The organism is Marinigracilibium pacificum, from assembly GCF_012926615.1.
In the GTDB taxonomy this organism is placed as follows: domain Bacteria; phylum Bacteroidota; class Bacteroidia; order Cytophagales; family Cyclobacteriaceae; genus Mangrovivirga; species Mangrovivirga pacifica.
This window is the reverse complement of the sequence record NZ_JABBNU010000001.1, coordinates 335,891-359,491: the sequence shown is the minus strand read 5'-3', so window position 1 is coordinate 359,491 and position 23,601 is coordinate 335,891. Positions and strand designations below refer to the sequence as shown.

Here is a 23,601-nt window from a genome sequence, read left to right as displayed (position 1 = left end):
TGTTTAAAATTATTATGGAAAAGATCTTGAGAATTGCAGTACTTTTTAGTTTAGTGTTATTTTTCCAGTGTGCCGGTACCAGCAAGGCAACGTCAGGCTCTGGATCAGGAGTAAAGGTTTCTGATGATTTAAGTCAAACCAGACCTAGTTATGAAGTAACTATGCCTTCTGATACCATTACTACGCCTCATACTGTTTCAGTAGACCCAAATAAAGAGGTGTCTAATGATGTGACCGCTGAAGTTAATTCTACACTGGAATCAATCACTGATGAAACCAAAAAATCAGAATATATCAACGGATTCACAGTACAGGTGTATAGTGGTCGTGATCGAGAAAAGGCAAACAAAATGAAGGGGGATGTCTATAATAGTGTTAAAGGCTACACTCCTAAAGTAATTTTTGATGAGCCTAATTTTAAAGTACTGGTTGGTGAATTTTATGAAAAGCTGGAGGCTCATGAACTAGAGGCTCAATTAAAGAAATCTATTCCGACAGCTATCATTGTCCCACATAGAATCAAAATAAAATAACATGGATTTAAACAACCTCGCAGCTAAGATTAAAGATATAAATGAAAATATTTATTCTGAGGTTTTAGCAAATCGTAGACATATACATAAGCATCCGGAACTTTCCTTTCAAGAGTATAAAACCTCTGAATATGTCCGTAAGCAATTGGAGTCTATCGGGGTTGATGAAATAACTGAAATGGCAGATACAGGGCTGGTAGCTTTAATTAAAGGTACCGACCCTGATTCTTCCATTGTTGCACTGCGGGCTGATATGGACGCCCTTCCTATAAATGAAACCAATGATGTAGAGTATAAATCTGTCAACGAAGGTGTAATGCATGCCTGTGGACATGATGTACATACATCCTCTCTACTTGGTGCGGCAAAAATCCTGAATGAAATCAAAAAGGACTTTAAGGGAACTGTAAAATTAATTTTCCAACCCGGAGAAGAAAAGTTTCCTGGTGGTGCCTCGATAATGATTAAAGAAGGCGTGCTTAAAAATCCAAACCCATCATCAATTTTAGGTCAACATGTAATGCCACTGATTGAAGCCGGCAAAGTAGGTTTCAGGTCTGGTATGTATATGGCAAGTGCTGATGAAATTTATGTAAGGGTTAAAGGTAAAGGAGGTCATGGTGCAATGCCCGAAATGAACATCGATCCTGTAGTTATCGCTTCTCATATAATTGTGGCTCTTCAACAGATTGTTAGCCGTGTTGCAAGTCCTAAAATTCCATCAGTGTTATCTTTTGGAAAAGTTATCGCAGAAGGAGCTACTAATGTTATTCCTGATGAAGTGTATATCGAAGGAACATTTAGAACATTTGATGAAGAGTGGAGAAAAAATGCTCATCAAAAAATGAAGAAAATGGCTGAGGGCATGGCTGAGAGTATGGGTGGAAGCTGTGAATTTGATATTAAAGTAGGTTACCCTCACCTTAAAAATAATCCTGAACTAGCAGATAGAGCAAAAGGCTGGGCTATTGAATATCTAGGTGAAGAAAATGTAGTTGACCTTGATCTTTGGCTTGCCGGTGAAGACTTTTCTTATTACTCTCATGAAATTCCAGCATGTTTTTACAGACTGGGAACCAGAAATGAAGCAAGAGGTATTGTTAATGGTGTCCACACACCAAAATTTGACATTGATGAAAATGCCTTGAAGATTGGCCCGGGTCTAATGGCTTGGTTAGCTTTGAAAGAACTGAATAACAATTTATGATAAAACATTTTTTAACCTTTTCAATCCTGATTTTTAATTTTACACTTTTAGCACAGGATTATCAACAATCAATAATTAATCATAGAGAAGAGAAGCATCAGGAATTTATTAATAGTGATCAGTCTCCAATTAAGGATAAGGATTCATTTAAAGGCCTGAATTACTTTCCCGTTGATAGCCATTTTAATGTAACCGGAAAATTAGAAATCTACCCGGGAATGAAGATGAAAACATTTGATACATCTTCTGGTATTCAAAAAACCTTCAAGCTTTATGGAACTCTTGTATTTAAACTAAAAGGAACTGAATATTCACTTCCAGTTTACCAATCTATGTTGCCAATAAAAGGATATGAAAAGCACTTATTTGTTCCTTTTCTTGATCAAACAACAGGGGAAGAAAGTTATGGTGCCGGAAGATATTTAGACCTGTATATTCCTGAAAATTTTAATTCTGTTGAAATAGACTTTAATAAAGCATATAACCCATATTGTGCTTATTCAGAAGGATATGCTTGCCCTATTCCTGGAAATGAAAGTTTTATTGATATGGCTATTACTGCAGGAGAAAAAAACTACAATAAATAACATTAAGTTATTAATCAACTTCTCTCCACTCAAGAGAGTTTAATAAAACATTAATATCTTCTTTTAGATAGTTAACTGATGGTTTCAATGAATCACTTTTCGTTGCAATAGGGAAATACATTGCGCCTCGAAAAAAGTTTTCTGTACTATCCGTAACAAAAAACTGCACTTGACTTGGAACTTCACCTTGTATAAGTGCATAAACTGCCACTTTACCAGTTTCAAGCGTATCTATAACCTCGCTAATGCCTGTAGCTTTAACCTGATGTTTAGAAGTTAATTTGAAAGCATCACCAATATACTCCCTTAGTAATGTAGAATCGTTATTGATTCTTTTATAAGTAATTTGAATATCTGCATTTAAATCAGGGTAGAACAAATGGATCCAATATGGCTCCGCTATTCCGGAAGAATCTCTTTTAATTACGGCAGCAGTATTTTTATTAAAAGAATACGGATATTCATTGGGGATCCTTTCATATTGATGTTCAGGTAAAACAATGTAATTATACCCTTTAGGTTTAGGTACGAAGTCATTGTTACAAGCACTTGTAATCAATATTACTATTATCGTTACAATGAATATCTTTTTCATTATGTATTTGTAAGTTGGTTGGACCCTGCAGCCCTGAAAACTCTAACTCTTTTTATCCTTCTTGCATCAACAGCAACAATAGTGAATAAAAAGTTCTCATATTTAATCTTCTCTCCAACACGTGGGAGCTTTGAAGAAAGTTCTAATATTAAACCGCCAAGCGACTCACTCTCACCTTTAACTTCGTCAAATCGCCCATTCTCTTCACCGATTATCTTACATACATCATTAAGAGAAGTCTTACCTTCAAATACGAATGTATTTTGATCTAGTTTATTATATGGGATTTCATCGTCATCAAGATCAAACTCATCATTTATCTCGCCAACAATTTCCTCAATAACATCCTCCAGAGTAATTAAACCAGAAGTTCCTCCATACTCATCCACTACGATAGCCATATGAACCTTCTTTTCCTGAAAATCTCTTAACAAGCTTTCAACTTTCTTGTTTTCAGGAATAAAAAACCCAGGCCGAAGTAAATTTTGCCATCTGAATTCTTCATTTTCATCTATAAAAGGAATAAGATCTTTAACATACAAGATCCCTTCAATTTTATCTATAGTATCTCTGTAAACAGGAACTCTTGAATACCCGCTCTTATTTATTCGATCAAGTAACTCATGAAAATCATCTTCGATATCAAACGCAGTGATATCCATTCTTGATTTCATAACCTGTTTTACTGTTAAAGTACCGAATTTTGCAATTCCTTTTAATAAGTCCTTTTCTTCTTCAGTTCCTTCAGTTTCTGTTGTCAGGTCAATTGCTTTTTGAATATTTTCAACCGAAATATCATACCCTTTTCGCTTGATTCGCTTATCAAGAAACATATCAACTGAAGTTAGCAGCCATGATAATGGCAAAAAGATAACTTCAAAAATCGATAGCATCCTGGCAGTACCTTTTGCAAAAGAAAACCCCTTTTGATTAGCATAAATTTTAGGGATTACCTCTCCAAAGAATACTATTATAAATGTAGATATAAAAGTTAACAGGGTTACAATTTTACCTTCTGTTGAGGTTGATCCGATAATCTCCCAAGTTAAAAAAGTAGATACTGTAACAATACCTACATTAACAAGGTTATTTGTAATCAGGATCGTTGCCAGCAACCTCTTTGGATTGCTTAACAATTCGCCCATCAACTTTTCAGTTTTATTCTGGCTTGTCAGACACTTTTCAATTTCTTCTCTAGTTAGCGAAAAATACGCTACTTCAGAACCGGAAATTAATCCGGACAATAAGATCAAAAGCAATATCACCAGACCATTGATTATATAAAACCATGCTCCGGGTAGATCAGTGCTTAAAAAAAGAAGTAAACTAGGTAGTGGGTCTTCTGTGGATGCTTCCAACTAAGTATTTTTTAATTAAACAATTAGAACGGCAGATCATCCATTTCATCTCCGGAATCATTATTATCAATACTTACAGCTTCATTACTGTAGTTAGAAGATGATGATCCTTGTGATGTAGATTGTGTAGAGTTGCTTTGTCCCATTCCTGAACCACCGTTATCATCACGGGTTCCAAGTAATGTTAATTCTCTGCCAACTATTTCAGTGATATATCTTTTTATTCCCTCTTTATCATCGTAAGAGCGTGTTGTGATCTTACCTTCAATATATACCTGACTTCCTTTCTTAAGAAATCTTTCGGCAATTTCGGCTAGCGGTGACCACAAAACTACATTATGCCATTCAGTGTTGGTAACACGTTCGTTTGTTCTTCGATCTTTATATACTTCGGAAGTTGCTAACGGGAAGTTTGCAACTGCTCGTCCACTTTCCAAATGCCTCACTTCAGGATCTTTCCCTAGATTTCCAACAAGTATAACTTTATTTACTCCTGACATAATGTTTATTTAATTCTGTTTATTTTTAAAGATACTACTTATAAATATTCGTTCAAAAATTTATCTATCAAAATAGGCTTTGGCTTTTCTTCAATCTCTTCTGCCAATAGCCAATCTCCAATATAATCAGCTCTTTCTTCTTTTACAACGTTATCATTAACAGGAATGATATCATAAAAGGTGGCAAAAATAGTCTGATGTGATAAAATATGTTTTACTTCATACAGTTTTTTTATTTTCACCATATCAATTTCAACAGGTAAAGTCTGAAGATTTTCGTTAGACAACTCCTCTCCTTCTATTAATGGAAACTCATATAAACCCTGCCAGATATCATTAACCCCTCTTTTCCTTACCAGAAACCTGTTTTCTTTTTTAATCAAAAAATAGTGAAAATTTCTCGTTACAGATTTTTTCTTTTTTGGTTTTACAGGAAATAATTCTTGAGAATTTTTATCTCTTGCATAACATTTTGCTTCAAATACACATGACGCACAGTCCGGTTTACGAGGTTTGCAATGCATTGCACCAAACTCCATTAGTGCCTGATTAAAATCAGCTGGATCATTGGCTGTGCTTTGTAGTTCAGCGGCAACTTCAAAAAATACACGAAAAGATTTACCTGTGTTTATCGGTTCTAAAATCCCAAAATATCTTGATAAAAACCTGTAAACATTACCATCAACTACTGGAACATACTCTCCAAAACAGAAAGAAGCTATTGCCGCAGCAATATATTTACCAATACCCTTAATATTTTGAAGCTCCTTATAATTATCTGGCCAAACTCCATCTCTTTCGTAAACTATCTGCTGAGCACCTTTCAATAAATTCCTTCCTCTAGAATAATAGCCAAGGCCCTGCCATAACCTAAGCACTTCTTCTTCGCTAGATGCTGCCAAATCTTCAATATTAGGATAAGAATCGATAAACTTATGATAGTATGGTAACCCTTGCTCAACCCTGGTTTGTTGTAGAATAACTTCTGACAACCATACAGGGTAAGGATCCTTAGTTTTCCTCCAAGGAAGGCTCCTGGAATGCTCATTATACCAGCCTATCAGCTTATCTGTAAAATTTTGATCTGTCAACCTATTCTATTTTAGAGACTTATAAATATTTTTTTATGCCTTTTTACTTACAAAGCTTTTTAATTACTGTCTGAGCAATTAACTTTGCAACCCCAAAATTAGCAGATACTGTTACATTTTGTAATTAATGTTCAAACCAAATTAGTTTAACAGTGACAAAAGCAGAGGTAATTGCTCAAATAGCAGAGAAGACAGGAATTTCTAAAGAAGACGTAACAACCACTGTAGAGGCCTTATTCAGTGTGGTAAAAGATTCAATGGCCGAGGGTGAGAACATCTACGTTCGAGGGTTCGGAAGTTTTGTAAACAAGAAAAGAGCTAGGAAAATTGCTAGAAACATTTCTAAGAACACGGCGATCGTAATTGATGAGCATTTTGTGCCATCATTCAAACCTTCCAAAACATTTGTTGAGAAAGTAAAAGCGAGCGAAAAGGTAAAAGCATTAAATGACTAAAAATATCGGGAGGGATTCCTCCCGATAACCTTTGACCTTTTAAGCCGTAGAAGCCTTAATAACATTTGGTTTATCTCTTATGAAAAAACAAGTACTAATTTCAGGAGCCTTGATCGTTGCAGCAGTTGTTGCATTATTTTTAATGCCTCGTGAAGTAGTTGAAAATGATGAGAGCCAAAACGTTAATGCTTCAGTAACTCAAAATCCTGCCGGAAAAAACGGTGAAAACATTTCAGCTCATAAGGATGCTGGACTCAATGATTCTCAAAAGCAAAAGCTGTCATACTTTAAACAACAGCTTGAAAAAGATGAAAATCGAGAAAAAAGTGTTAACTTTGCGGACTCTTTGTATGGGTTGTATTATAGTGTTCAGGCATATGATAGTGCAGCTTATTATAAAGGTTTGATTGCTAACCGGTTAAACACTTTAGAGTCAAACATTGCAGCTGGAGAAGCTTATTATGAAGCGTTTTCATTTGCTATGGATCCGGAGAAACAACAGGAGCTTGGGCAGACGGCCAAAAGCTATTTTGACAAAGTTCTCGAAGAAAATCCTGATTATATTGATGCAGAAGTGAAAAATGCATTGATAGCAATCAATGGTTCAAACCCAATGCAGGGAGTTCTTTCATTAAGAGGGTTACTTGAAAAAGATCCTAAAAATGAAACAATCAATTATCAGCTTGGATTGATGTCAATGCAAACACAGCAATGGCATAAAGCTGAAGAGCGATTCAGAACACTTGTAGGTATTGCGCCAGAAAACACAGAATACAATTTCTACCTGGGTGTGAGTCTTTTTGAAGACGGACACAAACAGGAGGCGAAAGAATATTTTGAGAAAGTATTAAAACTTGAAGATAATCCTGAGGTTGTAAGTGCAGTTAATGGATATCTCAAAGAAATTCAATAAAATTAATGTTTCACCCCCGATTTATCGGGACAAAAAATTAAGATTATGCCTTGCGGTAAAAAAAGAAAAAGACATAAGATCGCTACTCACAAGCGTAAGAAAAGACTAAGAAAAAACAGACACAAGAAGAAGTAATTTCCCGATTACTTCTTCTATTTTTATTTAGGCCGGACGATAAAACGTTTCGTTTTACCTAAACAAATTTATTTTGAGTAACGAACTATTAATTAATGCTACTCAGAATGGATGTCGTATAGCCCTTTTAAAAGATAAAGAACTTGTAGAATTTCACAAGGAAGAAGACGGTAATATATTTACCGTTGGAGATATTTATCTGGGCTCTGTAAAAAAAGTGGTACAAGGGTTAAATGCAGCTTTCATTGATATTGGATATGAAAAAGATGCGTTTTTACACTACCTCGACCTAGGTCCGAGGGTTACCAGTTTAAATAAGTTTACAAAACAGGCTCAAAACAAGAAGAACACTTCTGCAAAACTTACCGGTTTTAATATGGAACCGGAAATAAATAAGTTTGGTAAGATCAATGAAGTTCTGAGCAAAAATCAACAGATTCTTGTTCAGGTCGTTAAAGAACCGATCTCTACCAAAGGGCCACGACTATCCTGTGAGTTATCAATTGCTGGTCGTTATCTCGTATTGGTACCTTTTTCAAATACGGTTAATATTTCCAAAAAAATCGTTAAAAGCGAAGAACGCAAAAGGCTTCTTAGGCTTATCAATTCGATAAAACCGGATAATTTTGGAGTAATAATTAGAACTGTAGCTGAAGGAAAAGACGTAGCAGAATTAGATAATGACCTTAGAAACCTCCTTAATAAATGGGAGGATGGTGTGCGAAATCTCAAAAAAGCCAAGCCTAGAGATAAGGTGATCGGCGAAATGGGACGAGCCTCCTCAATACTTAGAGACATGCTGAATGAATCATTTGACTCTATTACTGTCGATGATTCTGAAATTCACAGCGAAATAAAGGACTATATCAAAACGATCGCTCCGGATAAGGAGAAGATCCTTAAGAAAGTCGCTGAGAAAAAAAAGATCTTTGAACAATATGGCATTGAAAAACAACTGAAGTCTCTTTTTGGACAATCAGTAAGTCTTAAAGGAGGAGGGTACCTGATCATCGAGCATACAGAAGCGCTGCATGTTATCGATGTGAACAGTGGAAACAAATCCAATGCGGAATCCGATCAGGAAGCAACAGCTCTTAATGTTAACCTGATGGCCGCTAAAGAAATTGCCCGACAGCTTAGACTACGTGATATGGGTGGAATAATCGTTATCGATTTTATCGATATGCGAAACCCGGACAACAAACGTCAGCTTTACAAGGCAATGAAAGAAGAAATGAAGGAAGACAGAGCCAAACATACTGTACTTCCACTAAGTAAGTTCGGTTTAATGGAAATTACCCGACAAAGGGTAAGACCCGAACTCAATATCGTCACTAAGGAAGTATGCCCTTCCTGTGGTGGAACCGGAAAGGTAGAATCAACCATTCTGATCGCAGACAAGATTGAACGAAATCTTGAACATGTATTAAAAAATCAAAACCAACATGGTGTAACAATTAGTTTACATCCATTTTTACACGCATACTTTACAAAAGGTATGTTCTCTAAACGTGTAAAATGGTTTTTTAAATATCACAAGTGGGTCAAAATCGAAATAGACTCATCAAAGGCAATAACAGATTTCGGCTTTCATAACAAAGCCGGCGAAGAAATCGAATTAATAGGATAAAAAGTCCCCTCTTTGAGGGGGCTTTTTTTATTTTTGTAATATGACAATATTGAAATATTTATCATACTCCTTAATCCTTTCGCTTTTGATCCTATCATCATGTGGAAGCGATCAACAATGTGAAATCACAACAGAAATAAAGGCGGTAAATGCTGATATAACCATTGAAAGGCTTGATCTTGAATTAAACTCTATTAGCACAATTCAGGAAACTGCCAATTTCCTGAGGCAAAACCAGGGCTTTCTCGCAGGATTTCTGGAACCTCAAAATTACCCTGATCCAAATATGGTAGTTGGAATGTTCCATCAGCTAATTACTGATCCTGGATTTGACTCTCTTCAGTCTGAAACAAAAAAAGTTTTTAATGAAGAAAAAATCTCTAAGCTAGAAACCGAGCTAGAAAGCTTATTCAAACACATTAAGTACTATTATCCGGAATATAAAATCCCAAAAATTCAAACTGTTACAACAGGAATCTTAAGAGATCTGTATGTTACAGATAGTGTAATTGTTATAGGTCTTGATTACTTTCTAGGGAAGGAAGGGAAATATCACCCTCAGCAACCTCAGTATATTCTTGAACATTATACTCCTGAATATATTGTTCCTAAAATTGCATTGTTGATATCAAATAAGTTCAATGAAGTAAATCTTAATGACAAGTCATTACTGGCAGACATGATCTTCTATGGCAAATCCTATGCTTTTGTAAATGCAGTTATACCATGTCTGGATGATAATAAAATAATCTGGTATACAGAACAAGAACTTGAAGCAGCAAATAATAATGCTGATGTTATCTACTCTTACTTTGTTAGTAATGAACTCTTTTATGATACCAGTCCGATGTCTAAAAGAAAATATGTCTTCGAAAGGCCGAAAACACCTGAAATTGGAGATAATTGCCCGGGTAGAATTGGTTCATGGCTTGGGTGGCAGATTGTAAATAAATTCAAAGACAGATCTAATATCAGTTTACAAGAATTAATGGCTATTAGTGAGCCCGAAACAATCTTTCAGAAAGCCGCTTATAAACCTTAATTAAGCTCTTTTCATTATACCTTCGTTACCAGGTTTTTGATTTTCAATTGTTGAAAGATCATCTATAAGCTTTTGGATTACTCTGTCCTTTTGAAAATGATTTTTAGCTAGAAACAGAGCGTTTTCAGAAGCATAAGCATAAGTTGCAGGATTATCAACATATGCTAACAATGCCTTTGTAAAAGATTGTGATTCATTAAAATCATGGTAAAACCCACAATGGTATTCTACAACAATATCCTGCGTCCACCCTTTTGTATTGACTATAACAGGGACACCAGCAGCAAGTGAGTCAAAAAATTTATTTGGACTGTTTGTCCCCAGTACCTTCTTGGGTAAAAAGGATATATAAGAAAAAGAACTATCTTGAAGTAATGATATTACCTGGCTTTTATTACCATATGGCAGGAATTTTACATTGGCCAATCTATTTTTTCTTACTTCCTTTTTTAATTTTTCAAGATATGCCCCCTCTGCCATTACTCTAAACTCAAAACGATTATCATGTTGAATAGCAACAGCACAATTTAACAAGGAGTTAAGCCCATTAACATAACCGGCAGCTCCAAAGTATGAAATTACAACCTTGTTATCTTTGGTAAATAATGGTCTCACCTTACCTTCAAAAAAATCAGGATCACTAAAATTAGGTATCATTTTAATGTCTTTCCAGGGAACTATTTTACGAATCTCTGCAACCATATCAGGAGATAATGCTATAATCTGCAAAGCCTGTTCGTATACATATTTCTCAAATGCCCGAAGACCCATTTTTAAAAATGGATTTTTAATAACCCCTAATTGTATCGGAGCTTCAGGCCATAAATCCCGAACTTCGAAAATAAAAGGTATTTGAAACTTGTCTTTTATCTGGATAGCCGACCATCCTATTGTTAATGGGGTTGATGTTGCATAACAAAGATCAAACTCCTGGTTTTTCATAGATTTAAAAAACCTGTAAACACTTCTGGAAAAGGTAATAAAGGATAAAACTCTTCTAAGGTATCCAAATGAATTATCATATCTGACTGGAAGGTAAATTACATTTATTCCATCAACATTCTTTTCTTCTTTTCTGGTGCTATTATGTGAAGTGATGATTGTAACATCATGACCAGCATTTTTCATAGCCTGAGAAAGATAATATGAACGGGTTGCCCCTCCTTCTGATGGTGTTTTAAAATATTGATGTAGATATAAGATTTTCATTTACTATAAATTGTGCTCCAGCCAAAGATCAAGAGCCACTAAACTCCAAACAGCACTACCATTTGCCTGATCAGTTAACTCTTTGCGAAAATTTTTACGGTTTACCAACCTTCTATAAGAGTCAGTCTCATGAATTAATGAATCCTTCTTATTTATTAACTTTTCAATTCTATCTTGAATGTAATTAGAGTTTATCCAAGAATAAAAAGGAAGTCCCATTCCTTCCTTTGTTCGTTTAACAAATGGAGTTGACCCTTCAATATTCATAAATATTTCTGACAATATTGGTTTTGAACGACCTGAATCGTGAAAAGAACTTTGTAATCTAGAAGCTGCTTTAACTAAATCATCATCAAGATAAGGAAGTCTCATTTCGATGCTTTGAGACATAGTCATTTGATCACTTTGTAGCAAAACATCATTTACAAGATAATTTTTTTGGTCCCATAGCTGTGGTATTATCATTTCTTCATGCTCTTCAATGAATTTACGAACCACAGAAGGAAGCTCATTATGTTGCAATAATGGAACTTGAAGTAGGTTATTCCATGATAATTCTTTACTTCCTTCAACTGTATCAATAACCCGTTTAAATCTTCTGTCTGTTACGGGGTCTACCTTTGACAACCCTGAAAACCTGGCAAACCTGAGTAATTCCTTTATTCCTCTCGCTACTAAAGGATTTTTTAACATCTGTCTGTAAACCTGATACCGTGGATATCCATACCAGTACTCATCTGCTCCTGCACCACTCAAAACAACCTTAACAAATTTTGAAGCTTCTTTAGTAAGAATATAATTCATGTACGACCCACTATCGAGGACAGGCTGATCTAGATAGGCGATATAATTATGTATATCCTCTTCATCAGGCTGATCAGTAAAATGAATTTCATGATGATCATATCCATAAAGCTTAGCAGCCAACCTTGAAAGACGACTATCATTGAGACCTCCTTGAACTTTCGTCTTATCAATTATACTGAAAGTCTGTAGGTAATTAATTTCATACTTCCTGTTAAGGGCCAATAACAAAGACGAATCAAGCCCTCCACTTAAAAACAAACCATAGGGAACACTATCACTAAGTTGATTATATAAGCTATCCACTAATAATTGCTCGATTGCTTTAACGTTCAATTCATTTTCTTTGGTAGTTGTTCTTTCAATTATGAACTCATCTTTAGTGACAATTCCATTTTCAAGCTTAATAAATTTCCCAGGAGAAACACTAAACAAATTCTTAAAGATTGTATTCCGCCCAAAAGAGTGTTTATATCTTAAAAGAAGGTCAATCTCTGAAGGAATTAATTCTTTAGCTATAAGATTTGATTTGAAAATTGGTTTTGATTCAGAAGAGGCAACAAAAAAATTTTCATTTTGAGAATAAAATAATGGTTTAATCCCATGTTTATCTCTGGCAATCAATACAGTATTTGCACTTCTATCCAGAAAAATTATACTAAACATTCCCTGAAGTTTCCCTAAGCCAACTTCACTTTCTTCTTTTAATAAATAAAACAAAACTTCGGTATCACTACTGGTGCGAAACTGATAACCCTTGGAAATTAGCTCATTTTTCAGTTCGGCATAATTATAAATTTCTCCATTAAATAATAGAAAATACTGTTCGTCCTCACTTTTAAAAGGTTGATTTGCCAGATCAGATTGATCTCTGATTTTCAACCTGTTTGCGCCTAAAAAATATTGTATTTCTCTATTTCTGACCCAGACAGAAGATCTGTTATCCGGACCACGGTGAATTCCTGCTGAAACCATTGATTTAATGGATGCAGTATCACTTAAAAGCTCTTTTTTATCAACGATCAAATGGATGCCACACATATTCTGGCAATATAAACCATTATAGTTTTTTGGGCCTGCTATGAAATAAAAAAAGGTCCTTTTCAGGACCCTTTATTTGCTTTGTAATTTTTTGAATATTCTAATATGTTATTAATGGTTTTGTTTGAGGGAGACATCTCGGCTTTGTCGAGATCATCCTTAAGATTAATAATATACTGATAAGTTTCTTTTAACTTTTCATCGCTGAGCATGGCTTCTTCAATGTCTTTCTGCTCCTCCTGATTGCATTCTTTATAAACGTACTTAATTACGTCATCCGGGGTAAAGGTTTTTATCATAGGCTATACTTAGTTTGTCCATTTTCTTTTTCATATTGATCAAGGCGTATCGCATTCTTCCTAGAGCAGTATTTATACTTACTCCGGTGGCATCAGCGATTTCCTGAAAGCTCATTTTCATGTAATGCCTCATAATCAGCACTTGTTTTTGAGACTCTGGCAATTCTTTGATCAGTGTTCTGACAAGCTTATGCGTTTCTTTCCTTTCCCGTCCTACTTCAAAAGACTCCTCAGAAAATTTAATGTTGTTTAATAACGGACTACCGTCTTCCATAACAATGGTAGGGTATCTTTTCTCCCTCCTGAAATGATCAATAGCCATATTATTTGCTATTCTCATTATCCATGGAAGAAACTTTCCTTCTTCATTATACTTTCCCGCCTTAATTGTATTGACCGCTTTTATAAAGGTCTCTTGCAATAAATCTTCAGCCACATATTTATCTCTCACTATCAAGTATATCTTAGTAAAGATCTTGTTCTTGTGTCTGTTAACCAACTTCTCAAAGGCAAATTCATTTCCTTTGATGTATTGCGACACTAGCTGGCTGTCATTCAATTTGATTTTGTTCATTCGGTTGTCTCTGTTTTGTTAACGTAGAGATCTATATCATATTGTGTGGATTTGAGGTTGAACAAAAAATTTTAACACGAATGCAATCGTTAATATACTAAATCGCAAATATTTTGCCAAGATTAGTAAAAAAAATCATTTGTTAATTATTTACACCTTCTTCTTAAAAAATTGATATTATTGAAACTTGAGAGGGATAAAAAGGTTCCTATAAATAACAACTGCTTATCTTTGTATTATGAGTAAAATAATAGCTACCGAATTAGACAAAATAGACTCGATAGATCCAAAAAAATTCATTGTAATAAAAAATGCAAGAGTTAATAACCTCCATAATTTAAGTGTCAGCATTCCTAGAAATAAACTGGTAGTTGTCACAGGGTTATCCGGCTCAGGAAAATCTTCTCTTGCTTTTGATACACTGTTTGCGGAAGGACAACGAATGTATGTCGAAAGTCTGAGCTCTTATGCAAGACAGTTTTTAGGCAGAATGGAAAAGCCAGAAGTTGACTATATAAAAGGTGTTTCTCCAGCAATAGCTATTGAACAAAAAGTAAATACCAGAAACCCAAGATCAACAGTTGGAACTACAACCGAGATCTATGATTACTTAAAACTCTTATTTGCTCGGGTAGGAAAGACTTTTTCCCCAATTAGTGGAAATGTTGTACAAAAGTCTACAGTTGAAGATGTTCTCGACTTTATCTATAGTCATGGTGACGGAGAAAGGTTAATGATCATGTGTCCGTTAATCCCTCATCATGAAAGAAGTCTAAAACAAGAGCTTGAAATATTACTACAAAAAGGATACAACAGAGTTATTATTAATGATTCAACTCAATTAATAGAAGACCTCATAGAAAATATTAAAGAGATTGAATCAACAGATAATGTTTTTATCCTATTAGATAGAGCTACAGTAGTCAAAGACCCTGAAGCATCAGATGGTCGTGATGAAGATAATAGGTTCAGGTTGGCAGACTCAATTGAAACTGCCTTTTTTGAAGGTCATGGAGATTGTATAATTGAATTTCCTGGAAAAGGAAAAACATCTTTCAGTGACAGATTTGAAGCTGATGGAATTGTTTTTGAAGAGCCTACAGTAAATCTATTCAGTTTTAATAATCCTTATGGTGCATGTAAAAGGTGTGAAGGTTTTGGAAAGATTCTAGGAATTGATCCAGACTTGGTTATCCCAAATAAAAACATGTCAGTTTTCGAAGGAGCTATAGTTCCTTGGCGCTCTGAAACGATGAAAAAATGGCTAAAACCATTAATTGATAACGCTGACCAATTTGACTTTCCGATACACCGCTCTATAAAAGATCTCAGCGACAAAGAGTATAATCTATTATGGACAGGAAATGAGTATTTTGAAGGTCTTGACGATTTCTTCTCATTTCTGGAAAGCAAATCTCACAAGATTCAGTACCGGGTTATGTTATCAAGGTACCGAGGGAGAACAGTTTGCCCGGACTGTAGAGGAACCAGACTTCGGAAGGATGCTTCATATGTTAAGATTAATGAGACATCAATCACAGATGTCGTCTTAATGTCTGTAGAAAAATCATATGACTTTTTTAATTCCCTTGAACTAGGAGACCATGATCAAAAAATTGCTAATAGATTACTTAAAGAAGTAATTAACAGGCTTGGGTATTTAAATGAAGTAGGTTTGGGGTATTTAACTTTAAACAGGCTTACGTCAACATTATCAGGAGGAGAATATCAACGAATAAAACTGGCAACATCACTAGGTAGTGCTCTGGTTGGGTCAATGTATATTCTTGATGAACCAAGTATTGGGCTTCACCCCAGAGATACTGAAAGATTAATTGGTGTTTTAAAGAATTTAAGAGATCTGGGAAATACGGTTATCGTTGTTGAACATGAAGAAGATGTAATAAGAGCCGCTGATCAAATTATTGATATTGGGCCAGATGCCGGTGTTCATGGTGGAACATTGGTTTTTCAGGGAACAGCTGATCAATTATCCGGAAGTGATTCATATACTGCAAAATACTTATCCGGACAGGAGGTAATTGCCATACCTGGCGTAAAACGTAAATGGAGAAATAAACTAACAATTATTGGTGCCAGGGAAAATAATCTAAAAAATATCAATGTGGATATCCCGTTGGGAGTCTTGAGTGTAATTACAGGGGTCAGTGGCTCGGGTAAATCCACACTTGTTAAGAAAATACTCTACCCTGCCTTAAGCAAACATCTGGAACAACATATTTCAGAATCAACAGGAAAGTTTGACAGACTGGAAGGCGATCTTTCACAGGTTAAACAAATTGAATTTATTGACCAAAACCCAATTGGAAAGTCAAGTCGTTCAAATCCGGTTACTTATGTAAAAGCTTATGATGCAATCAGGCAATTATTTGCTGATCAGCAGTTATCAAAGCAAAGAGGCTTTAAGCCAGCTCATTTTTCATTTAATGTTGAAGGTGGTCGCTGCGAAACCTGTCAGGGCGAAGGAGAAGTAAAGATTGAAATGCAGTTTATGGCTGATATTCATCTAACTTGTGAAACTTGTAAAGGTCGTCGTTTTAAAGATGAAGTGCTGGAAGTTAAGTACAATGATAAGTCAATTTCAGATGTGCTTGACCTGACTGTTGAAGAAAGCCTGGACTTTTTTGCTGGCCAAAAAGCTATTTTAAATAAACTGGAACCATTAAACCATGTAGGTTTGGGCTATATTAAGCTTGGCCAATCTTCTAATTCACTCAGTGGTGGTGAAGCACAAAGAGTTAAGCTAGCTTCCTTCCTTTCAAAAGGAGGGTCAGGAAGTGAGAAAATACTATTCGTTTTCGATGAACCAACAACAGGACTTCACTTTCATGATATCAAAAAGTTATTAACAGCTATAAATGCCCTAATTGAACAAGGTAATAGCGTCGTAATAATCGAGCATAATATGGAAATTATCAAAAGCGCTGACTGGATAATAGACCTTGGTCCTGAAGGAGGAGAAAACGGTGGTAATCTCGTTTTTGCAGGAAAACCTGAAGATTTAGTGAAAGTTGATGAATCACATACTGCCAGATTCTTAAAAGAGAAGTTTAATTAATTAAAGCTCAGATAGAAAAAGATTATATTTACAAACCAAACTAATACTACGAACACACAATCATGAGAAAAAAAATTGTAGCAGGAAACTGGAAAATGAATTTACTTCCTGAAGAAGGCAAAATACTTACATCTGAAATAGTAAATATGGCTGCTGATGAGGTGCCTGGTGATGTAACATTAGTAATTTGTCCTCCTTATATTCATCTGGATAATGTAAGAAAACTTATTGGTGATCAGGATAAGGTTTTCATGGGAGCTCAAAACTGTCATTCTGAGGATAGTGGTGCTTATACAGGTGAAATATCTGCTCCAATGTTAAAAGCGATGGGCGCTAAATATGTCATTCTTGGTCATAGCGAACGTCGTGAGTATTTTAGTGAAAGTGATGAATTTCTAGCGAAAAAAACAGATAAAGTACTTTCTGAAGGTTTAACTCCAATCTTTTGCTGTGGAGAAAGCCTTGAGCAAAGAGAAGGAGGTGATTTTGTTGAGTTTGTAACAGGTCAGTTAACTAACAGTTTGTTCCATCTAAGTGCTGAAGAATTTAGTAAAATAGTGATAGCATATGAGCCTATTTGGGCTATTGGTACAGGGTTAACTGCCTCTCCTGAGCAAGCACAGGAAATGCATGCAGCAATTAGAAAGCATATAGCCGGAAAATATGGCGAAGAAATAGCCAACAACATAAGCATTTTGTATGGGGGGAGCTGTAAGCCTGATAATGCAAAAGAAATATTTGCTTGTGCAGACGTAGACGGAGGGCTTATTGGGGGAGCTTCTCTGAAATCGAGAGACTTTGTTGATATCGCTAAATCCTACTAAATGGACTACGTTGAAATCAGCTTTGTCTGTAACGAAACTATGGCCGAGATCCTGATGGCTGAGCTATCGGAGATCGGCTTTGAATCATTTATTGAAACTGACGACGGTCTGCTTTGTTATGTACAGTCTGAAGTTTTTGATAAGGATACTCTTGACTCGCAAATTAGCAGATACTCAGGAGTAGATGAATTAAAATACAGGATCCTAAACATTCCAAAGAAAAACTGGAATGAAGAATGGGAAAAGAATTATAACCCAATAATTATCGGTGATAAAGCCATTGTGAGGGCAGATTTCCATAATGTGGAAAAAAAATATGATTATGATATAATTATTACGCCTAAAATGAGCTTTGGAACAGGCCATCACCAGACAACAGCAATGATGCTGAAGTTACAGATGGATCTTGACCATAAAGGAAAAGAAGTATATGACATTGGGTGTGGAACTGGAATTCTTTCAATAATGGCTGCAAAAAGAGGCGCTGAAAAAATTACCGGTTGTGATATAGATGAATGGTCCGTGGAAAATTCTACAGAGAATATTGAAAAGAATGGATTAGAAGGGAAAATTGCCATAATTCATGGTACAGTGCAAAGCTTGCCAGAAACTCCGGTAGACATAATACTTGCAAACATTAATAAAAATATAATCCTTGCTGAATTGGAAATGTATAACGCCAGACTAAAAGAGAATGGCAGAATACTATTCAGCGGATTTTATGAGCGAGACACCTCTGATATACTCGAAGCCGCAGGAGAATTTGGTATGATATTAGAAAATGAGGCTTCCGATCAAAACTGGAAATGCCTTCAACTCGTTAAAAAAGGCAAATAACCCTACACCATCAAATCTTTTCAGTGTTTATTCGTTATTTTCACGGGAAATTGTATCCGGACTACAACAAGCTATGAGAAAATTGATCTTGATATTTTTTGCCGGGCTTATGTCAGGTGGTTTAATCTTTGGTCAGGGAGTTGAGCTTCCCGACGATCCTATAAAATTTAAGGATGTCGTGGCTGATGCTTATCTAAACTCTCAAAATGAAGAGATGATCGCTATGGCCCAGACTTTTTCGACTGATTGGTCAACATTGGATATTGCAGATAAAAATACTGTTATCAAAGTATCCAAGGATATGCTGGACAAGGGTTACAGCTTTTATACTGAGGTTTATAAATTTATAAATATCCTGTGTAAAGCTGACAAAATGCAGGGCATGATTGATCGTACTACTATTATCAACACCACTGATAAAGTACTTAGAAACCATTCCAAATCAGACCTCAACACCTATCTTGACAAACTGCATGACTTTGCAGATAACAAAGCGCTGTATTATTCAGTTAACTACGGTGTTTATTCAGAAGGTGCTGTGTCTCTTGAGTATGTAGAAATCGAATCACAACAACCAGTATCATTCGAAAATACTGAAGAGGATGTAAATTCTGAAAACAATAACAATCAATCAGAAGATGACGGTTGGTTTAATGATTGGGATAGTTGGGATAGCAACAAGGATGAACCTGCCAATAATGAGGATACCTGGGCTACCGGGTGGGATGAAGAAGATGAAACTCAACCTTCTGACAACTTTACTCCACAGGCTATTAGTACACTTATTCAAGTTGTTGTTCCTGAAGTAAGCGGTCCTGTTCTTAGGTTTGAAAAAACATTCCTGAAATTTACATCAAACTATGATACCGTTTTCATTAAAAATACTTCAGGTAGCATAATGATGCTTAACAACATGCTAGTGGCAAATGGAGGCTCTTTTGACTGGTCTCCTGCCGGTATGGATCCTGATGAAGTTTATGCTTCGTTCGGTGATTATTATTTTGATATATCAAAGCCAAAAATTGAATCTCAGAAAGTTCAATTAACATATAAATCTAGACTTGATGAGCCTGTTGAAGGTGTTTTTGAATATAAATTAAAGAGAAAGCCAGAAACAGGTAAACCTACCTACCCAAGGTTTAAATCCTATTCAAACAATGTCTATGTGAAAGGATTTAAGGAAAAAGGTCTTGAATATAAAGGAGGTTTTTCTCTTAGAGGAGAACAAATACTTTCTACTCCGGTTTTCCCTGGGCTAGGAAGAATTGAAGTGAAAAAAGATGGAAGAAAATATTTTAAAGCATATTCCAATATTTTTGAGCTAAGCGATAGTATTATTTCCAGCCCAAGAGCAGGATTAGTTATATATCATGACCGAGATTCGATTACTCATCCGGCACTGAAAATAAAATATGAATTGGACTCCATGCAACTAACCGTACTTAGTAATGATGGAGCATTTAAAAATACCGCTTTCAAGACTTCTTTGTTTAACATGGAGTTTAAAGCGGAGTTAATTAATTGGGATCTTGAATCAGATAGTCTTGATGTAGGCAGGCTTACAGCAAAAAACAAGTTACCTGTTGAATTTGAATCAGAAGAGTTTTTTAGTACCGAACGATTCGGAAACTTAACTGGTCTTCTGGATACTAACCCACTTTTAAGGTTTGTTTATTTTGCCAGAAAGCGAGGTTCCGGATCTTTTTACACTTATGAAGTTGCAGAATTCATGGAGGAAGATGAGGAGAAGATCAGAGGATATGCTCACTTCCTGATGCGAAATGGATTTATTGAATTTAATCCAAATACCGGATACATTGAAATAAGTAGAAAAGGTTATCATTATGTTCTTTCTGACCGAGGAAGGAAAGATTATGACAACTTAAGGCTAGAATCGATTTCTCCTGACGTTGCCAACGCAACACTTCGCTTGAATAAAGATGAGATGGTTGTTCGTGGGGTTGAACGATTTATCATTAGTAAATCATTAAAAGTATATGTAGAGCCTGATAGTCAAACTATTGTACTATTAAGAAACAGAGACTTGCTTTTTGATGGTATAGTAAATGCAGGAAATATTCAATATATCGGTAAAGAATTCAGATTCAATTACGATAGCTTTTTAATTGATATGCCTCAGATTGATAAAATCAGGTTTAATCTTGATTCTGATCAACCAAAAGGTTACCGAGCACGTCAAAGAAAAAGTATTGGTAATGAACTTCAAGAAACTGCAGGTACTCTATTTATTAATAAACCAAATAATAAATCTGCTTTAAAAGATTTCCCTAGTTATCCGAAATTCTCAGGATCACGTGGGGCAACGGTTTATTTTGATAGCCCTGATATTTTAGATGGAGCCTACGATAAATCTGTTTATTTCTCAGTACCAACCTTTGACCTTGATAGTGTGAGTGGTAGTGATACCAAAGCATTGACGTTTAAAGGGACTTTTTATTCAGGAATATTCCCTCCATTTGAAGAGACCCTTAGGTTAATGCCAGACAACTCGTTAGGTTTCGTACACAAAAGCCCACAAGAGGGATATCAACTATATGAAGGCGATGGAACTGTTTATTCAGACATTACCTTAAATGCAGATGGCTTAACCGCTGACGGCAGGATTGAATACCTGGCTGCAGATGTATATTCTTCTGACTTTACATTTTACATGGATTCAGTTGCAGCTCCCGCGTCAAGAGTGGAAATAGCTAAAGGAGATGCTCAGGGCCCATCTGTTCCTGCAATTGTATCTTCAGATTCTAAATTCAGATGGGATATTCCAACTGATAGCATGAATTTCACGAATATTTCTGAACCAATAAATCTATATGATAATACAGCAACGCTTAATGGTACGGCTGTTTATAGTAAGCATGGAGGGTATGGACGCGGTGAACTCAAAACAAGAGGTTCAGTAACAAAAAGTAAAAATATAAGCTTCTCTGAGTATCAAATTGGTGCCCGAAACGCTGGTTTTATAATTGAATCAAGCAACCCAGAAAAACCAGCCCTTCGAGGTGAAGATGTTAAGCTTGATTTTGATTTAACAAATAATGTAGCAGATATCCAACCTGAAAAAGAAGGAGTTGCAGCATTAGACTTTCCTTTTGCTCAGTTTAAAACTTCAATTACAAAGGCAACATGGGATCTTAGCAATCAGCAGGTTTCGATGATAAAACCTACTGATGTGCCAATTGAAAATAGTTACTTCTATACAACTAGAAAAGACCTTGACTCACTGGCTTTCAATGCTACTAGGGCAGAATATGATATTAATGACCTTTCATTAAATGTGTTTGGAATTCCTTACATCAAAGTAGCTGATGCAAAAGTGACTCCTGATGAAAATAAACTTCTTATCAGAGAGAATGCTACTTTGGATAGGTTATATAATGCAACAATAGTAGTTGATACATTAAATGAATATCACACTTTAATTGATGGTGAAATTGATATTATAAGCAGAACCAAATTTGAAGGTAAGGCGACATATCGATATATAAACGCACTTAGCGATACCTTCAACATTGAATTTGGAGAATTCTCTTATCAGGAATATACGCCGGAAAAAAATGTAACGAAATACCGTACAGTTGCTTCAGGACATCTTGATGTAGAGCAAAACTTCTTGATAAGCCCTGGCTTCTTCTTCAAAGGAAAAGTAACCATGTACGCAAACAAAGAAGTACTTGAGCTGGATGGAGCTGTAAGGCTAGATATGCATACTGGTGAGTCTGATTGGATTGTTTATAATTCGACAGCTCAGATCAAGGATATTGTATTTAACTTTAATGAAGCTACTACTGAAGCTGGTAAGAAACTTAAAGCTGGTGTTTTCTATGAAAATGGTACCGATTATTTATACTCGATTTTCATAAAAGACAAACTAACTGATGATGACCTGCCTCTATTCCAGCCTTCAGGAATGTTAAGTTATAATAGAATAGCAAAAACATATGATATTGTTGATTTCGAAAAACTACAAGGAAATAGTTATCAAGGTCAAAAATATACTTACAATGATGAAAATGGAGTAGTCAATTTTGAAGGTAAAATCAACTTCCTGGCTGGAAACGAAGACTTTAATTTAACAGGTGCAGGCCGTGGATCGGGCATACCTGAAGAAGGAAAGCTGGATGTTTCAGGAATGTTAGGTATCAATGCACAAATTGATGATAATATACTTCAAGCAATCGGAAGTAAATTCAGAGAAACAGCTGACGCAATCGGAAATCCTGAAGCACTCTCTAATTTAAGTGAACAAATATATTACTTGTCAGAATTTATAGGTGATAAAGGGGCTAAAGCTTTTGAAGAAAGAGCCCTTAATGAATACACACCATTAGCTGGGTTTGATCGAGGAGCAGATTATAACATCTTCCTGACTAACCTTGATATGAAGTGGGATAATGATCATAAAGCCTGGTATAATAATGGTACTGTTGGTGTTTCTCACTTAGGAAGACAAGATGTAAACACCCTGATTGGAGGTTTCGTAGAGCTAAGAAAAGATCCTGATGGTAATGAGACCTTCAATGTTTTCGCCCAATTAACTCCAGGGCACTGGTTCTTTGTTCAATATAAAGAGAGAGTATTAATGATTCTTTCTTCTGATCAGGAAATCAATAACATGATTAGAGAGCGTACTGAGAAGAACAAGAAAAAGATGGGTGCGTATACTCAAACAACTGCCGAGCTTGATGAGGTTACTGACTTCATTGACAGATTTAGAAAAGATTATTTAGGTATCGGTACTTCTTACGACCTTCAGTTTTTCAATAACCAATCGAATGTTCCAACACAAGCTGTTCCATTCGGAAATGACTCTGAAGCTCAAAATACCGACACTGATGATGAAGATACCGGATTTTAATTTGAACTAATT

At 35.6% G+C, this 23,601-nt stretch carries 19 protein-coding genes; 11 read left to right on the top strand and 8 right to left on the bottom strand.

The genetic code is table 11. The features are described from left to right. The first annotated feature begins 14 nt into the window (after positions 1-14). Genes HH304_RS01655 through HH304_RS01645 form a run of 3 tightly spaced genes read left to right on the top strand, consistent with a single transcriptional unit; the run spans position 15 to position 2,327 of the window. Complete coding sequence (locus HH304_RS01655; protein ID WP_169677701.1) at positions 15-533, top strand: SPOR domain-containing protein; 519 nt, start codon at positions 15-17, stop codon at positions 531-533. A gap of 1 nt (position 534) precedes the next feature. Continuing rightward, the gene (locus HH304_RS01650) at positions 535-1,740 is read left to right on the top strand and encodes a M20 metallopeptidase family protein (protein WP_169677700.1); all 1,206 of its coding nucleotides are present in this window, start codon (positions 535-537) and stop codon (positions 1,738-1,740) included. Then, positions 1,737-2,327, top strand: a complete 591-nt coding sequence (locus tag HH304_RS01645) for a DUF1684 domain-containing protein (RefSeq protein WP_169677699.1) — start codon at positions 1,737-1,739, stop codon at positions 2,325-2,327. Before HH304_RS01650 ends, HH304_RS01645 begins: the two co-directional genes overlap by 4 nt. A 10-nt stretch (positions 2,328-2,337) precedes the next feature. Here HH304_RS01645 and gldD read toward each other — a convergent pair whose 3' ends face one another. Genes gldD through mutY form a run of 4 tightly spaced genes read right to left on the bottom strand, consistent with a single transcriptional unit; the run spans position 2,338 to position 5,871 of the window. Further along, positions 2,338-2,922, bottom strand: coding sequence for a gliding motility lipoprotein GldD (gldD, locus tag HH304_RS01640; RefSeq protein WP_169677698.1), 585 nt, complete (start codon positions 2,920-2,922; stop codon positions 2,338-2,340). Continuing rightward, positions 2,922-4,280, bottom strand: coding sequence for a gliding motility-associated protein GldE (gene gldE / locus HH304_RS01635; protein ID WP_169677697.1), 1,359 nt, complete (start codon positions 4,278-4,280; stop codon positions 2,922-2,924). Before gldE ends, gldD begins: the two co-directional genes overlap by 1 nt. Before the next feature lie 23 nt (positions 4,281-4,303). Continuing rightward, positions 4,304-4,780, bottom strand: coding sequence for a single-stranded DNA-binding protein (locus HH304_RS01630; RefSeq protein WP_169677696.1), 477 nt, complete (start codon positions 4,778-4,780; stop codon positions 4,304-4,306). Between the two features lie 38 nt (positions 4,781-4,818). After that, positions 4,819-5,871 carry an A/G-specific adenine glycosylase gene (mutY, locus tag HH304_RS01625; RefSeq protein WP_169677695.1) on the bottom strand — a complete coding sequence of 351 codons (1,053 nt, stop codon included), beginning with the start codon at positions 5,869-5,871 and terminating at the stop codon, positions 4,819-4,821. Positions 5,872-6,023: 152 nt separating this feature from the next. Here mutY and HH304_RS01620 point away from each other — a divergent pair, with 152 nt between their 5' ends. The 4 genes from HH304_RS01620 (at position 6,024) to gldB (ending at position 10,046) form a co-directional block, all read left to right on the top strand. Then, positions 6,024-6,326: an HU family DNA-binding protein gene (locus HH304_RS01620; protein WP_169677694.1), complete on the top strand. Its 303-nt coding sequence runs from the start codon at positions 6,024-6,026 to the stop codon at positions 6,324-6,326. 79 nt (positions 6,327-6,405) lie between these two features. After that, positions 6,406-7,239, top strand: a complete 834-nt coding sequence (locus HH304_RS01615) for a tetratricopeptide repeat protein (RefSeq protein ID WP_169677693.1) — start codon at positions 6,406-6,408, stop codon at positions 7,237-7,239. A 208-nt stretch (positions 7,240-7,447) separates the two neighbouring features. Beyond that, positions 7,448-9,004, top strand: coding sequence for an Rne/Rng family ribonuclease (locus HH304_RS01610; protein WP_169677692.1), 1,557 nt, complete (start codon positions 7,448-7,450; stop codon positions 9,002-9,004). Between the two features lie 85 nt (positions 9,005-9,089). Further along, a complete protein-coding gene (gldB, locus tag HH304_RS01605) occupies positions 9,090-10,046 on the top strand; it encodes a gliding motility lipoprotein GldB (RefSeq protein WP_271711462.1) in 957 nt (318 codons plus the stop codon). On the opposite strand, the gene HH304_RS01600 is transcribed toward gldB, so the two are convergent. The 4 genes from HH304_RS01600 to HH304_RS01585 form a co-directional block, all read right to left on the bottom strand. Beyond that, positions 10,047-11,255, bottom strand: coding sequence for a glycosyltransferase family 4 protein (locus tag HH304_RS01600; RefSeq protein WP_169677690.1), 1,209 nt, complete (start codon positions 11,253-11,255; stop codon positions 10,047-10,049). Between the two features lie 3 nt (positions 11,256-11,258). Beyond that, positions 11,259-13,100 (bottom strand): asparagine synthase (glutamine-hydrolyzing), encoded by a 1,842-nt coding sequence (gene asnB / locus HH304_RS01595; protein ID WP_169677689.1) that lies wholly within the window; start codon positions 13,098-13,100, stop codon positions 11,259-11,261. A 62-nt stretch (positions 13,101-13,162) separates the two neighbouring features. Beyond that, positions 13,163-13,399, bottom strand: a complete 237-nt coding sequence (locus HH304_RS01590; protein ID WP_169677688.1) for a hypothetical protein — start codon at positions 13,397-13,399, stop codon at positions 13,163-13,165. Continuing rightward, positions 13,374-13,973 carry an RNA polymerase sigma factor gene (locus tag HH304_RS01585; protein ID WP_169677687.1) on the bottom strand — a complete coding sequence of 200 codons (600 nt, stop codon included), beginning with the start codon at positions 13,971-13,973 and terminating at the stop codon, positions 13,374-13,376. The genes HH304_RS01590 and HH304_RS01585 overlap by 26 nt, the downstream gene beginning before the upstream one ends. A gap of 238 nt (positions 13,974-14,211) precedes the next feature. Between HH304_RS01585 and uvrA the strand changes: the two genes are divergently transcribed. The 4 genes from uvrA to HH304_RS01565 all read left to right on the top strand — a co-directional run bounded on the left by uvrA (position 14,212) and on the right by HH304_RS01565 (position 23,589). Further along, a complete protein-coding gene (uvrA, locus tag HH304_RS01580; protein ID WP_169677686.1) occupies positions 14,212-17,052 on the top strand; it encodes an excinuclease ABC subunit UvrA in 2,841 nt (946 codons plus the stop codon). Between the two features lie 62 nt (positions 17,053-17,114). Beyond that, on the top strand, positions 17,115-17,876 hold the full coding sequence (gene tpiA / locus HH304_RS01575; RefSeq protein WP_169677685.1) for a triose-phosphate isomerase: 762 nt from the start codon (positions 17,115-17,117) through the stop codon (positions 17,874-17,876). Continuing rightward, positions 17,877-18,713, top strand: coding sequence for a 50S ribosomal protein L11 methyltransferase (gene prmA / locus HH304_RS01570; protein WP_169677684.1), 837 nt, complete (start codon positions 17,877-17,879; stop codon positions 18,711-18,713). It abuts the gene before it with no gap. Between the two features lie 73 nt (positions 18,714-18,786). Beyond that, positions 18,787-23,589 (top strand): hypothetical protein, encoded by a 4,803-nt coding sequence (locus HH304_RS01565; RefSeq protein ID WP_271711461.1) that lies wholly within the window; start codon positions 18,787-18,789, stop codon positions 23,587-23,589. Positions 23,590-23,601: the final 12 nt, after the last annotated feature.

Coding starts and splice junctions, on each gene's coding strand:
- HH304_RS01655 (WP_169677701.1), top strand. CDS start 15: ATGGAAAAGATCTTGAGAATTGCAGTACTTTTTAGTTTAGTGTTATTT.
- HH304_RS01650 (WP_169677700.1), top strand. CDS start 535: ATGGATTTAAACAACCTCGCAGCTAAGATTAAAGATATAAATGAAAAT.
- HH304_RS01645 (WP_169677699.1), top strand. CDS start 1,737: ATGATAAAACATTTTTTAACCTTTTCAATCCTGATTTTTAATTTTACA.
- gldD (WP_169677698.1), bottom strand. CDS start 2,922: ATGAAAAAGATATTCATTGTAACGATAATAGTAATATTGATTACAAGT.
- HH304_RS01630 (WP_169677696.1), bottom strand. CDS start 4,780: ATGTCAGGAGTAAATAAAGTTATACTTGTTGGAAATCTAGGGAAAGAT.
- HH304_RS01615 (WP_169677693.1), top strand. CDS start 6,406: ATGAAAAAACAAGTACTAATTTCAGGAGCCTTGATCGTTGCAGCAGTT.
- HH304_RS01600 (WP_169677690.1), bottom strand. CDS start 11,255: ATGAAAATCTTATATCTACATCAATATTTTAAAACACCATCAGAAGGA.
- asnB (WP_169677689.1), bottom strand. CDS start 13,100: ATGTGTGGCATCCATTTGATCGTTGATAAAAAAGAGCTTTTAAGTGAT.
- HH304_RS01590 (WP_169677688.1), bottom strand. CDS start 13,399: ATGATAAAAACCTTTACCCCGGATGACGTAATTAAGTACGTTTATAAA.
- HH304_RS01585 (WP_169677687.1), bottom strand. CDS start 13,973: ATGAACAAAATCAAATTGAATGACAGCCAGCTAGTGTCGCAATACATC.
- uvrA (WP_169677686.1), top strand. CDS start 14,212: ATGAGTAAAATAATAGCTACCGAATTAGACAAAATAGACTCGATAGAT.
- tpiA (WP_169677685.1), top strand. CDS start 17,115: ATGAGAAAAAAAATTGTAGCAGGAAACTGGAAAATGAATTTACTTCCT.
- prmA (WP_169677684.1), top strand. CDS start 17,877: ATGGACTACGTTGAAATCAGCTTTGTCTGTAACGAAACTATGGCCGAG.
- HH304_RS01565 (WP_271711461.1), top strand. CDS start 18,787: ATGAGAAAATTGATCTTGATATTTTTTGCCGGGCTTATGTCAGGTGGT.